Below are 15,836 nucleotides of genomic sequence, written 5' to 3'. Positions count from 1 at the left end.
GTTTAGTTCTTTTTTTTTTGGGCAGCAGTGGTTCAATTAAAGCCCACTCGCTGTCTGTCAAGCTACTTGAGTATGGCATTTTCTATCCATTATACTCTCTCACAAAGATCCGTTTAGGGGTTCTATAGACGACATATTCTTGTGGATTTGAAATCTCGCCTTCTTTCAAAATACCTGTGAGGAGAATTTCATCATTAACAAAACCCTCAAGTACTCCTTCCTCCAAAGCTTTGATAGCTTTTCCTTTGGTTTTAAAAGACTTTATAGAACTGTTATGTGGAAAAAAAACCTGGATTCTATTTTTTGATGTAGAGTTTTCAATCATACCAAGATTGACACTATCCCTATTTTGGGAACTTAAAACATCATTAAAGAACTTTTTCTTAGATTTAAGTATTAAAATTTTTGTGTTCGAGGAAGCGAAAGGTTTGGAAAATACAATACCTTCTTCATCTTCCCTTATTGTATTAGCACCACATTCTATATCAAATTTAGGAGGTGTAGAAGGATCTTTTAACCTTGTGCCGTCAAAACGGTTTTGAACAGATTCTGATTTAATTTGAAATCGGTCATTAGCTAATTTTTCGTCCTTTAAATAGTTTTCTAGCAATATCATTAGTTCAGCACATAAACCAGCAGGTTCTTGCAGTGTAGTTGTTCTATAACTTACTGGAAAGCTTTCATAGCGATAACCCCAATTTAAGATATTTTCATTTTTTATTTTATTCAGGATTCTGGAGGAGTTATTTATACTAGATGTAGATTCCTGTGCAATTACAGAAGGATTTGCAAAAAATATGCTTCCAGTGGCAATGATAAATGGTACCACGGTGATTTTTTTTGACAAAGTATATTTATTTTATTTTTTGGTATTAGGTTGGAAATGAAATGAATCAAGGTTGATTAATCCGATCCGAGCAAGAGATGAGAATATACTGTAGAACATAATTAGTGAAAATGTGTAAATAAATGAGTATGATATAATAGGGCAATCGGTAGTTTCGGTGCGAAAACCTACGCGCTTGACTACTTGAGCTGCTGCAAGAATCCTTTAAACCGTGATTAATTCGTAGAACATCATTTGTGAAGTTTATGGACTGTGAAATTCACCTGAAATTTTAGCTAGCACCTCAAATTAAGCTATAGCAAGAGTTTCAGCCTTAGGGCACCAATTAGTTTCATAACTACAGATCGCCCAATCCGAAGTAAAGGCGTTAGCGACAGCTTTGCGTTAGCAAAAGGCTATTTACCTCTATAGATAGTGTATAATTTATTGACATCTGCAATAATAAATCAAATCAATATATTGCACAGAAATTATCAATTATTTTCCCTATTCCCTATTCCCTATTCCCTTTCAGGATAAATACATGACTGAATTTAAAACCAGTGACTCACTATTGCCTTTACCCGTGATGCCGTCAGAAGAAAATACCTTTGCTCATTACACAATGGTTTGTAGACTACCGGGTGTCATCGAACAAGTTATCAAAGACAATAATTTTCCTCCAACTATTGTCCAACAGTTAGAGTCTCTAACTGTTGATTTATTTGAAGGATGGGTACGACCCCTGATCGATGACCCAGGACCAGATGTAGCAGCTTGGACATCCTACTTAGAGTCTTTTGAAGGCAGAAGTTGGTTTGATTTACCGTTTTATTTTGCTGAAGCTTATTTTTTCCGACGTTTGTTGGAGGCAACAGATTATTTTGTGCCTGGAATTTGGCAAGGAATAGACCCTTTTGGTTACCAAAAACGCTTAAGTTTAGAAAAATCAATGGATGCTATCCGCGAAATTGGCGATCGCATCAATGGTTTAAATACTGCTCTACCAAAACAACAGAGTTATCAAATTTGTCTCACAGCTCTGTTACAAACTGCTTTGTGGGGTAGTCAAGCTGATGTGAGTTTATGGCCAGTTGAAACAGAAGACCGGACTACTAGAGACCTTCAACAACAACAATCTCAGATATTAGTAGATGATACTTACAATTTAATCGACTATTTAAGTCATGTTCAGGAGCAACGGATAGATTTAATTATAGATAATGCAGGTTTTGATTTAGTTTGCGATTTTTTTCTGATAGATTTCCTTTTATCTACTCAAACTGCCAATATTGTTTATTTGCATTTGAAAGCACATCCAATTTTTGTCTCTGATGCTATGAGTCAAGATGTCTTTTACACTCTGGAAATCTTAGCTAATGATGTCTCAGAAAATTTACAAATGTTGGCAGCTCGCTTACAAGAATATATTAGTACTGATCGTTTAATTTGCCGAGATGACTTTTTTTGGAATGCGCCACTAGCTTTTTGGGAAATGCCAGAGTCTGTGAGGAAGGAATTAGCTAAGGCAAGTTTGGTTTTGATTAAGGGTGATGCTAACTATCGCCGTATCTTGGGCGATCGCCACTGGTTATTTACTACCCCTTTGTCAGATATTGCTTATTATTTTCCTACACCATTTGTAGCTTTGCGTACCTTAAAGTCTGAAGTAGCAACTAGCTTAGAACCCGATCAAATCGAAATATTAAATGAAGAAGATCCTTTGTGGTTAACAAATGGTCAGTGGGGTGTGATTCAGTTTGTTATGCCTTGAAGAAGGGAGTAGGGGAGTGAGGGAGTGGGGGTACCCACCCCTAACCCCTCCCAGGAGCGGAATTTGGGGGGGTGGAGAGATGGGGAGATGGGGAGATGGGGAGTCTCCAAAAATCAAAAGTAAAATCAATTCTTATCAAGAAATTATCAATTACTTCTCCCTATTGCCCATTGCCTATTCCCTATTCCCTCTTTTCTGGAAATATCTATTACAGGCACCACAAATTAGGTTCAGACTATTAAACTCATAAGGGAAAAGATAATTTTGAGTTTTTGACAAGTTCTGGACAGATTACTATATTGGCTCAATCTGATACTAAATTGATAAGTTTGAATGTGATTATTTCCTAATAGACATCTCCAATAATAAAAAATAAAATCAACTATCGTACAGAAATTATCAATTCTTTCCCCCTACTCCCTACTCCCTACTCCCTACTCCCTACTCCCTCTTTTCTGGAGATGTCTAATAGTTTAGGTTGAACCGAATCATCTGTCCAATATAAAATGAAAGATTCAGTAGCTCAAAAAAAGTAAAAAATGAAACTGGCAGCAAGAGTCGGCAAAGTACCACCTTCCCTAACCTTAGTTATCTCAGCTAAAGCTAAAGCAATGCAAGCTGAGGGAATAGATGTATGTAGTTTTAGTGCCGGGGAACCTGACTTTGATACCCCAGAACATATCAAAGCAGCAGCCCAAAAAGCACTGGATGCTGGGAAGACAAAATATGGCCCAGCGGCGGGAGAACCTAAACTCAGAGAAGCGATCGCCCAAAAGTTATCTAGGGAAAATGGCCTAAACTACAAAGCAGAAAATATTATTGTCACTAATGGAGGGAAACATTCTCTGTTTAATCTGATGATGGCACTGATTGAACCTGGAGATGAAGTAATTATTCCTGCACCCTACTGGTTAAGTTATCCAGAAATGGTCAAACTGATGGGTGGAGAGCCAGTAATTTTGACTACTGATGCCCAGACGAATTATAAAGTTACACCAGAGCAACTACGCCAAGCTATTACTAGCAAAACAAAATTATTCGTTCTTAATTCTCCTTCTAATCCAACTGGGATGGTTTATAGTCCAGCAGAAGTTAAAGCATTAGCAGAAGTAATAGTAGAAAAGGATATCTTAGTAGTTTCTGATGAAATTTATGAGAAGATTATTTATGATGATATTCAACATCTCAGTATTGGGGCAGTCAACTCAGATGTTTTGAACAAAACTATTATTAGTAGTGGATTTGCTAAAGCATACTCTATGACAGGTTGGCGGATCGGATATTTGGCCGCACCGATGGAATTGATTAACGCTACACTCAAAATTCAAAGTCATAGTACCTCAAATGTTTGTACTTTTGCTCAGTATGGAGCGATCGCTGCATTGGAGTCATCTCAAGACTGTGTGGAAAAAATGCGTCAAGCTTTTGCTAAACGTCGGCAGGTAATTTATGATTTATTGAATGCTATACCAGGAATTACTTGTAGCAAACCTGAAGGAGCTTTCTATATGTTTGTCAATATTAGTAAAATTTCTAGCAGTTCCCTAGAATTTTGTAATGCTTTATTAGCAGAGCAAAACGTCGCTGTTATTCCTGGTATTGCTTTCGGTGCAGATGACCACATTAGGATATCTTACGCTACTGACTTAGCAACTATAGAAAAAGGGATAGCAAGGTTGGAAAAGTTTGTGCAATCGCGTAACTAAACAGAAAAACAGGCGGGAGGAAGTTAGCCAGGGTGTTTTAATCCCTGGTTGAATAACGACACGCGGGTTTTAACCCGTAGTTACTTTCCGGTCTGGTTTTCAATATACTTTATCACTGTTTCAGTGCCAGATTTCTCCTTGTTCCTTCTTCCTTTTTCCTTTTGCTATATATCTATCGTTATTTCCATTTTTTTCTTCTTTCTCTTTCCCTAGCTTAACGGTGAATTTCAAAACTTTGAAGTCCTTCGGGTTGCTCATATTTTATAGTCACATCATTGACAATAGCTGATTTAGGGCCTCTATAACACCAGTTAATAATTTTTTCCACAGCTTGATTGCTACCTTCAAAAACAGCTTCTACTTTTCCATCAGGTAGATTTTTCACCCAACCACTGACATTTATATTAACTGCTGTTTCTAATGTGGAGAATCGATATCCGACTCCCTGAACTTTTCCGGAAATAAAAACATGAGCACGAGTAGGAGTGAGAGATATTGACTGGTTTTCCATTGTCATTTTATTTTGTATTGATTATACCAGGACTTACGGAGTAAAGCTGCATATAGTATATAGTTTGGTCATTATCGCTGATCAAACCACTATAATTAGTGCCGTTGCGTAAGTACTGTATATATAAAATATCTATAGTTTATGGTACGATAAAACTCAACATAAATTCAGTTTCTAGGAGTGTAATTTATGGGTACTCATCAGAGAAACTAAGTGGTAGTTAAAATTATGCTTATAACATCATTGATAGTAGTTACAGTTGTCAGTGTTATGCTAGGGATAAGTTGTGCTTACTGGTTATGTGAAAAGCGGTTAAAAAAACAAGCGAAAAGCTATGAAAAACAATTACGAGAAACCCATGAACAAATCTATGATATTGAGCAAGCACAACAAGAAGAAATTAAATTATTAAATATAGATTATCAACAGAGAATTAAACAAAAAGAAGAACTTGAACAACAACTCAAACATAGCTTAGAAGAAATTAAAGTTTTAGAAGTAAAATATCAGAAAAAATTGAGAGAAAAAGTCAACTCCGAAAAACAATTAAATAAACGCAACAAAGAATTGCAAGATAAAATTAAATTAATACAAGCAGAACATATACATAATTTAGAATCGGCTGAAGCAAAATCACAAGAAAAAATTAGAGAATTGACAGATAAATATTGTCAGCAGATAGTAGATTTAGAACAAGAACATCGACTTAAAAAACAAAAAATTAACAATTTTTTGCAGGTAAAATATCACAAAAATCTTCAATATTTATCAGAGACTCATCAGCAAAAAATTCAAGAAATTACCAGATATTTAGAAGAAAAAAATCAACAAGAAATTTTCAGGTTGAAGAAGTATCATAAACAAAAAGTCAGAGAAACTATTAAATATTTAGAAGAAAAACATCAAACTAAGCTCCAAGTTAAAATCAAAGAACTAGAAGAAATTCATCAAGAATCTATCTTAGAAGCAATAGGAGCTATAACTACTCAACATCAAAATCAGCTTCAGCAAAAAATCAAGGAATTAAAACAAAAATATGATACTGAGCTTCAAGCAACAATTAAATCTCTTAAAGCTAAGCATGAAAGTCAAATTAGAGAACTTATGCAATAATATCAAATCCGGTAGCATCAGTATAATTAGATTCATAGTGTAGGGAGTGTGGGGAGATGGGAAGATAAAAAAAGATGTGGCAATAGCGCTGTGATGAAACATTTTTTTATACCGAACCCGAGTGGATTTGATATAAATTCAAAATCGAACACTCTATCGGAGCAGAAATTTGGGACATTTATTCCAAATTGAGAGGTAATATCATGTCCGTTAGTATCGTTTGTGTAAACCCAAGGGTAAATATCTACAATAGAAATTTCGGTTTTTTCTTGCTCAATAGTCTTCCTCCGTCTTCCCTCTTCCCTCTTCCCTCTTCCGTCTTCCCTCTTCCTTCTTCCTTTTTCCTTACCTTTGCTATACAATACCGATGCTGCCAGACATAATATGAATGTTTTTATTATACCATTTTAAAAAAAGAAAGAATGTTACAAATAATCAGATCAATCAAAAGACTTTACAGGAGATATTCCTTTGACGATAAAGATAACTTACGACCTAATAAATTGTATTGAAGCTATTCATTCTGACTCCTGACTCCTGTACGTCGCCAATCCGACGGCTCCCCTACCTGACTCCTAAGAAATAACCTAGCTATTTGTAGCAAAGATTTATAAAATTGGTATTACACTTAATCATCCGGACATAGTATAATATCAAATCCGGTTAAACAACCATAGAATGGTTAAGTTAGGAGGAGTCAGGAGTCAGGAGTCAGGAGTCAGGAGAAGAAAGAATTACAAAGATGAGCGTAGTTATGACAATTGAAGATTTTTTTTATGTCCAATTAAACGGATTTGATATAAAACCGAGAAAATACAGAATAACTCAATTCTCAACTAGGAATAGGTCTTCTATCACTTAGTAGTGAAGCGCGAAAGATGTTTGTTTGAGAGTCTAATTAAACTTTGATAAGATTAAATGAATATAGATAATTTCCCTACTGATTAACTCTCAATTATTTAACTTTTTAATAAACATCAAGGTGTCTTGGTAAGATTGAATCCTACCACCTTGTTGATAAAGTTCTGCTGCTTTTTCTAAGTCTTTTATTGCTTTTTGAAGTTGTTCATTTGCTGTGGTTATATCTGCCATTTTTTGATAAATAAGACTATTTTGATAAAAAACATGAGCACGATTATAATAGGCATCAGCATACCCTGGATTCAGTTCAATTGCTTTAGTATAATCTTTGATTGAACTCGGATTTCGTGTTATTTCGTGAGGATTAACTAACAAACTCCGGGCGATACCCATATTAAAATATATTTCTGGGGTATTATTAGGTTGCTTTTCTAAAGCACGATTAAAATTAGCGATCGCCTCCCAAGCATCCCCTTGATCCAAATAACTTATACCTCTAAAATATAAACCTTCAGCGCTCTGAGGATTAATTGTTGAAACAGGAGAACTAACTGTAGGAGTATCATCCAAAATTAAGTCTGAAGGATTAATACCAGCATCAGATAATTTTCTGATAAAACTATTAATAGGAACCGCAGCATTAAACCCTGTTTTAATTGGCGCTACATCTCCAGAATTAGTTTGAGCAAAACCAAATTCTCCTTGTCCATGAATACCAATAATGCGACCATCAGAATCAAATACTGGACCACCACTCATCCCACTCCAAGTAACAGCTTGATAACGCAAAGTATAACCTTCCGGGCGACTTTTAGGGCGACTGGTTACTAATCCTGGAGATAATTCTGGTGCCCTTTCAGTGTTAAATAAACCGCCAGTAGCAGGATAACCAAATACATATATTTGGGAACCAATAACTGATTGTTCAGAATTACCTAAAGTCGCTACTGGATATGTTTCTGTAGTTTCAAATTTAAGTATAGCTAAATCGGGTTCTTCATCATTTGTCTGTAAACTCACTACCTCTACTACTGAATAGTCTTTTTCTAGATTAGTTCTAATACTATATTTAATAGTAGAATCTTCTACTACATGATTAACAGTAAGGACAGTATAAATATTACCATTTTTAGCAATAATAACACCCGAACCATCACCTAAGTTACTATTGATTTGGACTGTAATTGGTATGGCAATTTCTGCCACTTCTTGAGCCGTTTTAGCATTTGCTGCTGTCGAAATATTAATAACAATTGCTGCTACTGTAGCAGTACCTAATAAATAAGTATTGAGAGAATTAAAACGAGACCAAATCATAATTTTATGATCCTAGAATCTAGACAAAGTGAATATTAGATGACTATTTACTACAAATGACGTAAATTAAAGAAATTTGTTCTCCATCTTGAAGCAGAGTATATAATATTAATTTTTTAACTACTGATTATCAGCAAAATCTACTAATTGATGTTGACTACCATACTACAATTTATAGCGCTGTGCGCAGGCAACAGGCAACAGGCAACAGGCAACAGGCAACAGGCAACAGGGGGAATAAAAAACCGATAAAATAAGACTTCTAGCTATTGGACAGTTATTGTAATTTGTCAATATGCCAGCGCACATTGCTATAGTATAGTAATCAATGCAGAATTTGTAAAAAATTAAAAAATAGATAATAAAATCTGAAACTCTGACCACTATTCTCTGATTCTAAAGTCCCTATAAATTTTATACACAACCACACTGAGAATAGCTCTGCATACCAATTATTTTTAATTTAGCTAAACTAAAAAAGAAAATGTATCATCACAAAAAAACATTATATCTCAATAAATATGCATAGAAAATCCACAAATCTTACTTAAAATATTGACAAAAAATTGATATTTTTGACCTAAATATTAATAAAAAATTAATCCAAAATAAAAAATTATTGTTGATCATAAAAATATGAATATTGACTAGATATAAATAAATGTCGCCCAACTAAAATTGATTTCGGCTTTGATAATATCAAACCTAGAAATATTGTTTTGTAAAATCTCTGAACAAATTAAAAAATTACCTCAAGAAAAATAATAATGGCTAATATAAATCACAAACTCAGATCTACCAGCACAAGTCTAAGGCTTGGTTGTGCCATTATGAGTGAAAGTAATGAGACAAATACTATTAAATACGATTTTGAGGTATCTCCTCATCGTGGACCTGCTACCGGGAATAACTATTACGGGTCTTTCAGTTTTAATGGCTCGAAATTAACTGGCAAAGGCATAGAATTTATAAAACTTGATAACTTTGACTTGAGTTTTTTAAATTTTGACTATAGCAACGCTGATTTATTATTTGGAGAAGCTGTATTTAGAAATGGCAACTTTCTAGGATTAATTGCAAGTAGCGAAGAGTTTTCTTTTGTCTCTGGATTTTTAGATTTATCTGAAGCATATTTTGCCTATGATATTAACTCTAATTTTGGAGCCGCAGATCTAACATTCTGTTTAAGACAAGTTACTGATGATAATTTTGAAACTATATATACTTCTGAAGCTAGTTTTCTAATGTGAGCATAGACTTAAATCTTGGAATAACAGTCTAATTTATGAAGTAGTATTTCTGTTGCCTATCTAAATGTTGCCAAATGCTATACTTAGGTAACACTTCAGTTATTAAGTAATTAACACTGGCAAAATTACTTTTTACTAATTAGCAGCCCAGTTAATGTTAATTATTATTATGTTTACTTCTCTGTAGGGAAGTTGCATATAACGTCCCTACCTACTCCCCGACTCAAGAAAATATAGAAAAGTTTTTGATAAATGGTATTATTCTTCTTCATCGCTCCTAATACTGCTGTCTGGCATAATTGTATTATCAAAAATCACCCCATCTAAGTCAGCATTTTCTAAATTAGCATTAGTCAAATTAGCATTAGTTAAATCAGCTCCATTTAAGTTAGCATTTTCTAAATTAGCATTAGTAAAATCTGTATCACTCAAGTCTGTGTCACTCAAATTTGCACCACTTAAATTGGCATTACTAAAATTAGCATAATTTATTTCTTGTTCGGATAAATCTACATTACTTAAATCTTTGCCACTCAGGTCGCTGCCATAACCAATAAACATTAATCCTGCTTCATCAGGGTCAATTTCTGATGGTATATCCTGTGGATCTAAGTACCAAGCATTCTGAAAATTAACATTAGTATAGTTAGCTTCACTCCAACCAGACATAGCTTTAATTTGAGCATTACTGAAGTCAGCATTACTCAGATTTGAACCCTGAATATAAACATCATAAAAAGTCGTGTGACTGAGATTAGCATTGTTCAAGTTACAATCATCAAAAGTAACTTCGCTTAAATCTGCATGACTAACATTTGTACTACTCAAAATAATTATAAAAAACTGCCAAATTTGTCTGAGTTGAATTACCGAAAAATTGTGGGTATGCGCCTCCCCTTTTCAGGGGATAATAAGCGGTCGTTAGCGCAGCTTCCCGAAGGGTGGGATGGCGTACTTCGGAGCGGGTCTGTAAGAACGGGTCTCCTCGCCATATCCAATCGACCAAGAGAAGAAAAATTTTCATGATTAGTCAATCCTCTTCTTTTCCAGGAGAGGTAATAATTAGGGTTTGCGCTCAAAAGTATTTTAGTAGGGGTAGGAGACAGGAGACAACCCACCCCCAACCCCTCCGGTGGAGGGGAAGACAGGAGACAACCCACCCCTCGCCTCTCCCCCTCCGGTGGAGGGGAGAAATGGATCGGGAGCGAGGAAGTAGGAGCGGGCGTTTTGTCCCTTGATTGTTCTGCCCAACTATGCGCCTAAAATACCCTCCTTTTTGAGCGTTTTAGACTGAAACAGGCGCACTTTTTTCGTTCCCAAAAAGGCACTTGTCTTTATATGTCAATGCTTTTATATTTAATCAGCAAGCCCTAATTAATTATTAATTATTAATTGTTGAACAATTTAATTCACAACAAAAGTCTACTCCACTGCTACCCCAAAGCGATCGCCTTGTTGCAAAACATCTAATATCATGTCCAGTTAAATAGTTCTAATTACAGCTCGTAGTAGGGATTTAGCCTTTGAGAAACCTATATTAGGGCTAAAATATCTCATATCATATATAGCAATGTGCGCTGGCATATTTACAAATTACAGGAACTGTCCAATAGCTAAAAGTTTTATCTTATCAGCTTTTTATTCCCCCTTCCGGAGCTGTTGCCTGCGCACAGCGCTATAGTTTTTCTTCAGTAGTATGGGCTAAATTGGACATATCTACAGCCATGAATTGCCATGGATTAAGATGGTTTTAGAGCCGGAATATAAATATTATCATACCGATTAAACGAATATACTATTAATTATTTCTGACTACTTCAAAAGTAAAAAACAGTCCGTAACGTACCAGTAAAAATCGTGCCATTACTCTTTTGATTACTAGGGTCAAAAACAAGTTGCAAAACAGGAGAAATCTGAATATTATCGTTCACTGCATAATTATAAAAAACTTCCAAATTTGTCTGAGTTGAATTACCAATTTCATCCACAACAAAAGGCTGTCCAACTGCTACCCCCAAGCGATCGCCTTCTTGCAAAACATCTAATCCAGAAATACCTGCCATCCAATAGTTCGGATTGATATCCCCAAAATCTGTATCGTCATAGCTGCTATAACCATAGCGACCAAAAACAGCAAACTTGGCAGAAAAACCCCACTCAAAATTCACTCCCACCGCATCAAAATTGCGAGAAAAAACTTTTCCTCCACTGTAAAGCAAACGTAGACTAAATCTAGATGAAGGATTATATTCAAATTCCACCATTCCTTGATGGAAACCAAATAGACCCCGGGACCCCCTACCATCAGGATAGAGTAATAATGTAAAGATAGAGACTGGCAAAGGACCTTGACCATTTTGGGAAGGGTTAGCTGAGTCTGGGGCAATATATAAAGCGCGAAGGTTGAAAGCACTGCCACCAGGGTTCCATTCTAATATTGCTCCACCACCAATGCCGTTAACAGGAAATGCAACGTAGTTATATACTAGGTTTTCTGTGGAAAAGTCGCGAAAGCTTAAATCCGCATAACTATTATTATCTATATAATCCAACGCTTCAATTAACGGTCCGATAGATAGAGATAAATTTTTTACGACCTGAAAACTGTAGAAAACTCTCCCAATACCAAACTCGTCATCTCGTGGGGGACGTTTAGAGAAATCTAGAATACTACCAAAGTTGGGTTCGAGTATAGCTGTAGCGTTATCAATAAAGCCATTACTGCCTGTATCAACCCGTAGTTTTAATAAGTCTGTACCCCGAAAACTGGTATCAAAATCGAAAACTGCTCGATATAGAAATGTAGCTTGAGGATTTTCATCTGCAAGCTCTATTCCATTAGGATCAATGAGGCGATCGCCATCAAACCCACCAGCGTTTACTGCAAAAATTGTCTGACCATTTAATTTGGTGGTAGTAGAAAACTGTTGTGCTTCTAAAGCATCTACTCGATTTTCTAAACCTTCAGTGCGTGCTTTGAGGTTAGCTATTTCTACCTGAAAATCTTGTATAAGTCTTTCGATAACTATCAGGTCATCTTGTTGAATTAATTCTGCTTGATTTTCTGCCAGGAAACTTTCGATGGTTTGCCAACAAGCATTTACAGCGGCTGCAAATTCATATCTGGTGATGGCGCGGTTGCCTCGGTAAGTATTGTCAGGATAACCAGAGAGACAGTCGTAGCGATCGCGTAAACTTATTAATGCTTCATAAGCCCAGTCGGAGGGTAAAATATCATCTAGTTGGTAAACAGGTATTTGTTGAGTAATAGGGTCATTAGACTTAGAATTACTAAATTCTTCAGCATACTTTTGAATTTCTCCCATCAGCTCCTGTTTTTCTTCTGTTGCCAGAGTAGGGCGAGTGCTTAAACATGATAAATTGATTAAAATCAAGCTAATAACGATACATATTTTACGATTATGATTTTTTTTATAAATACCATGAATTTCAAATATTTGCAAAACATTTCTCCCTAAAAGTAGTCTATTGTGATGTCAGATTTTATCATTAATACGAGACAATTTAGTCTTGGGAGGTGGGAGAAATTAGGAAAAAAATCTTGTTGGAATTAACAATTTATACGCTGTTGGCAAACAAAATATTTAGGTAGTCCTGCATGGGTTTTGGTGAAGATATATATTTTTTAATTTCTCCCATACTCCCCTCCACGGGAGGGGTTAGGGGTGGGTCCCCATCTCCCCACACTCTCTCTACCATTACTATGCACCACCACCAATATTTAGTAGGGTGTGTGACGGTACGCTTACCATTTTTGGAATAATGATAGAACTCCGTTCCGCTTCGCGATCGGTTTGATATCATGTCCGCTGGGGCGCGTTCGTGTAAACCCAAAGGTGAATATCTACAGGAAATTTAAGTTTTTTTCTTGCTCTTAAGTATTCTTGCCTGTTCCCTGTTCCCAGTTAAGTGTTCCCTACCCTTGCTATACAATACCGATGCTACCGGACATGATATTACACCTCACGCACCTCATACTTTAGGAGGCGTGGGTTACATTTCATTAACGCACCCTACGCGATCTAATATTTATTTGATATCAAATCCGTTTAATTGGACATAAAAAAAATCTTCAATCGTCATAACTACCCTCATCTTTGTAATTCTTTCTCCTCCTGACTCCTGTCTCCTGACTCCTGAGGACTCCTAACTTAACCATTCTATGGCTGTTTAACCGGATTTGATATGACTTCTGCCTTCTTCCTTCTTCCTTCTTCCTTCCCTTTGCAATTATTTCAAACGTATGTTTTAATTTAAATAAATCAAACGATTGTTTTAAATGTCCATTTGAATCTAACTTAAAGGAGCAGTCAGCGGTCAGCTTTGCGCATTTGCGGAGCATTCCGGTACAGAAATGCTAAAAGCTGATAGGCTATTTAACAAAAATTTTATAATCTCTACCTAAGCTAAATTTTAAAGCAATGAAAGAGAATAATTTGCTAGACTCTAAACCCCATGAAATTAATGGCAAAGTGGAAATCTTAACTGAAAAGATGGAAACTTTACCAATTCAGTCAGAAGTCACTAATTTCAAACCTAAAGTCAAGGATAGAAAATTTCTTCGCGTTGGTCTCGTGTTGGTGACTCTAGGAATAGCTTTTGGCGGTCTAAAATTTATTCAGGAGCGGAATATTTCTGCCAAACCAAACTTAGAAACCACTCTTCCCAATATCCTATCCGTTCAAGCTATCCCAATTAAATTAGTAAACTCCTATTCCGTTTCCCAGAGTTACACAGGAATTGTAGAAGCCAAAAGAACCAGCGAATTAGGTTTTGAACAATCTGGTTTACTCACATCTATATATATAGAAGAAGGAGAAGAAGTAACCAAGGGAACAGCGATCGCTCAACTGGACACTAGCCAAACAAAAGCTCAAAAAGCAGTATTAATAGCACAGAAAGATAGAGCGATCGCCACACTCAAAGAACTAGAAAATGGAGCAAGGCCAGAAGTAATTGCAGCCACCCGTGCATCCTTGGCCCAAGAACAAGCAAAATTACGGGAGTTGCAAACCGGACCGAGACCAGAAGTAATAGCAGCGACTCGCGCATCCCTACTCCAAGAACAAGCAAAATTACAGGAGTTGCAAACCGGACCGAGACCAGAAGTAATTGCGGCAACTCGCGCATCCCTACTCCAAGAACAAGCAAAATTACAGGAGTTGCAAACCGGACCGCGTACTGAAGATATAAAAGTTGCTCGTTCGGGAGTTTTGGACTTAGAAGAACAATTAAATCTCGCTCGCCTTCAGGAGAAACGACGTCAAGAACTTTATACCGAAGGAGCAATTTCTCAAGAGCAGTTTGACGAAGCTTCAACCCAAGCAGATACTTTACAAGCAAGACTGGAGCAAGCAAAGAGCGAACTAGAGAAACTGGAAACAGGTACTCGTAGGGAACAAGTAGAAGCTCAACAAGCGCGGGTACGTCAGGCACAAAGTCAGTTAGACGAACTTATTGCTGGAACTCGCAGCGAACAAATAGAAGCTCAACGAGCTAGGGTAGGTCAGGTGCAAAGTCAGTTAGACGAACTGATTGCTGGAACTCGTAGGGAACAAATAGAAGCTCAACGAGCTAGGGTAGGTCAGGTGCAAAGTCAGTTAGACGAACTGATTGCTGGAACTCGCAGGGAACAAATAGAAGCTCAACAAGCAGAAATTAGACGTTTCGAGGCACAAATTTCTGAAATTGATGTTGTTCTGAGAAAGAGTACTCTATTTGCACCTTTTTCCGGTATTGTTTCAGTCCGACATTTAGATGAAGGAGTTGTGGTTAATGCTGGTCAGGGTGTTGTGCGTTTGGTTGAGGGTGGTGAAAGGAAAGTTCGGGTTGGGGTGCCACCAGGGAAGACTTCCAGTCTGAGAGTTGGTAGTCAGCAGGAAGTTAGGGTGGGAGAGAGAATTTATAGTGCAAGAGTGCTGTCGATATTACCAGAAGTAGATTCTATGACTCGGACGCAAACTGTGATTTTGGCACTACCTCAAGCTATTGCTCCTGGTACTGTTGTTCGTCTGGGATTAAATCAGACTCATGAGATGGAAGGATATTGGTTGCCTACTTATGCTTTAGTTTGGGGAGAGCGGGGGTTGTTGGCAAGTTATGCTCTTGTACCGCCTTCGCAGTCAGATTTGAATTTACCTGCGGGAACTTATCAGACTGAAAAACGAATGGTTGAAGTGTTACATACAGAGGGAGACCGGAGTTTGGTGCGTGGGGTATTGCAACCGGGAGATTTGATTGTGACTAATGGAACTAATCAATTGGCGCCTGGGCAGTTGGTGAAGTCAGAAGTTAGAAGTCAGGAGTCAGAAGTTAGATGAAGTTTAGGCAACTTTGTAGGTTGGGTTGACATCCGGAAACCCCACAAAAAGATAGTCCTGTTCGCATAATGGTATACAGCAAAAAAGAATACCTAGCATGGGAGTATCTTGCTCCCACTGTTGTGGTCACAAATATT

The 15,836-nt window shown here is 36.8% G+C and carries 11 protein-coding genes; 5 read left to right on the top strand and 6 right to left on the bottom strand.

Translation table 11 applies throughout. The features are described from left to right. Positions 1–82: 82 nt before the first annotated feature. Positions 83–847 carry a transporter substrate-binding domain-containing protein gene (locus F6K27_RS24380; protein WP_287277522.1) on the bottom strand — a complete coding sequence of 255 codons (765 nt, stop codon included), beginning with the start codon at positions 845–847 and terminating at the stop codon, positions 83–85. Positions 848–1,370: 523 nt separating this feature from the next. Here F6K27_RS24380 and F6K27_RS24375 point away from each other — a divergent pair. Both F6K27_RS24375 and F6K27_RS24370 read left to right on the top strand, forming a co-directional pair. Beyond that, complete coding sequence (locus tag F6K27_RS24375; RefSeq protein ID WP_287277521.1) at positions 1,371–2,600, top strand: damage-control phosphatase ARMT1 family protein; 1,230 nt, start codon at positions 1,371–1,373, stop codon at positions 2,598–2,600. A gap of 539 nt (positions 2,601–3,139) precedes the next feature. Next, a complete protein-coding gene (locus F6K27_RS24370) occupies positions 3,140–4,306 on the top strand; it encodes a pyridoxal phosphate-dependent aminotransferase (RefSeq protein ID WP_124143528.1) in 1,167 nt (388 codons plus the stop codon). Positions 4,307–4,520: 214 nt separating this feature from the next. On the opposite strand, the gene F6K27_RS24365 is transcribed toward F6K27_RS24370, so the two are convergent. After that, positions 4,521–4,817, bottom strand: coding sequence for an acylphosphatase (locus F6K27_RS24365; protein ID WP_287277523.1), 297 nt, complete (start codon positions 4,815–4,817; stop codon positions 4,521–4,523). Positions 4,818–5,045: 228 nt separating this feature from the next. Here F6K27_RS24365 and F6K27_RS24360 point away from each other — a divergent pair, with 228 nt between their 5' ends. Continuing rightward, on the top strand, positions 5,046–5,930 hold the full coding sequence (locus tag F6K27_RS24360; RefSeq protein ID WP_287277520.1) for a hypothetical protein: 885 nt from the start codon (positions 5,046–5,048) through the stop codon (positions 5,928–5,930). A gap of 951 nt (positions 5,931–6,881) precedes the next feature. Here F6K27_RS24360 and F6K27_RS24355 read toward each other — a convergent pair. After that, on the bottom strand, positions 6,882–8,108 hold the full coding sequence (locus F6K27_RS24355; protein ID WP_124143530.1) for a tetratricopeptide repeat-containing serine protease family protein: 1,227 nt from the start codon (positions 8,106–8,108) through the stop codon (positions 6,882–6,884). A gap of 767 nt (positions 8,109–8,875) precedes the next feature. Here F6K27_RS24355 and F6K27_RS24350 point away from each other — a divergent pair. After that, positions 8,876–9,358 carry a hypothetical protein gene (locus F6K27_RS24350; RefSeq protein WP_287277519.1) on the top strand — a complete coding sequence of 161 codons (483 nt, stop codon included), beginning with the start codon at positions 8,876–8,878 and terminating at the stop codon, positions 9,356–9,358. A 258-nt stretch (positions 9,359–9,616) separates the two neighbouring features. On the opposite strand, the gene F6K27_RS24345 is transcribed toward F6K27_RS24350, so the two are convergent. The 3 genes from F6K27_RS24345 to F6K27_RS24335 all read right to left on the bottom strand — a co-directional run bounded on the left by F6K27_RS24345 (position 9,617) and on the right by F6K27_RS24335 (position 13,078). Then, on the bottom strand, positions 9,617–10,186 hold the full coding sequence (locus tag F6K27_RS24345; RefSeq protein ID WP_287277517.1) for a pentapeptide repeat-containing protein: 570 nt from the start codon (positions 10,184–10,186) through the stop codon (positions 9,617–9,619). Between the two features lie 989 nt (positions 10,187–11,175). After that, positions 11,176–12,822, bottom strand: a complete 1,647-nt coding sequence (locus F6K27_RS24340; RefSeq protein ID WP_287277516.1) for an iron uptake porin — start codon at positions 12,820–12,822, stop codon at positions 11,176–11,178. A 115-nt stretch (positions 12,823–12,937) separates the two neighbouring features. Next, on the bottom strand, positions 12,938–13,078 hold the full coding sequence (locus tag F6K27_RS24335; protein ID WP_287300925.1) for a hypothetical protein: 141 nt from the start codon (positions 13,076–13,078) through the stop codon (positions 12,938–12,940). A gap of 722 nt (positions 13,079–13,800) precedes the next feature. Between F6K27_RS24335 and F6K27_RS24330 the strand changes: the two genes are divergently transcribed. Continuing rightward, positions 13,801–15,699, top strand: coding sequence for an efflux RND transporter periplasmic adaptor subunit (locus tag F6K27_RS24330; RefSeq protein WP_287277514.1), 1,899 nt, complete (start codon positions 13,801–13,803; stop codon positions 15,697–15,699). Positions 15,700–15,836 lie beyond the last annotated feature (137 nt).

Origin of the sequence: Okeania sp. SIO2F5 (assembly GCF_010692685.1) — a bacterium.
Classification (GTDB): domain Bacteria; phylum Cyanobacteriota; class Cyanobacteriia; order Cyanobacteriales; family Microcoleaceae; genus Okeania; species Okeania hirsuta.
This window is presented reverse-complemented; position numbering and strand designations above follow the sequence as displayed.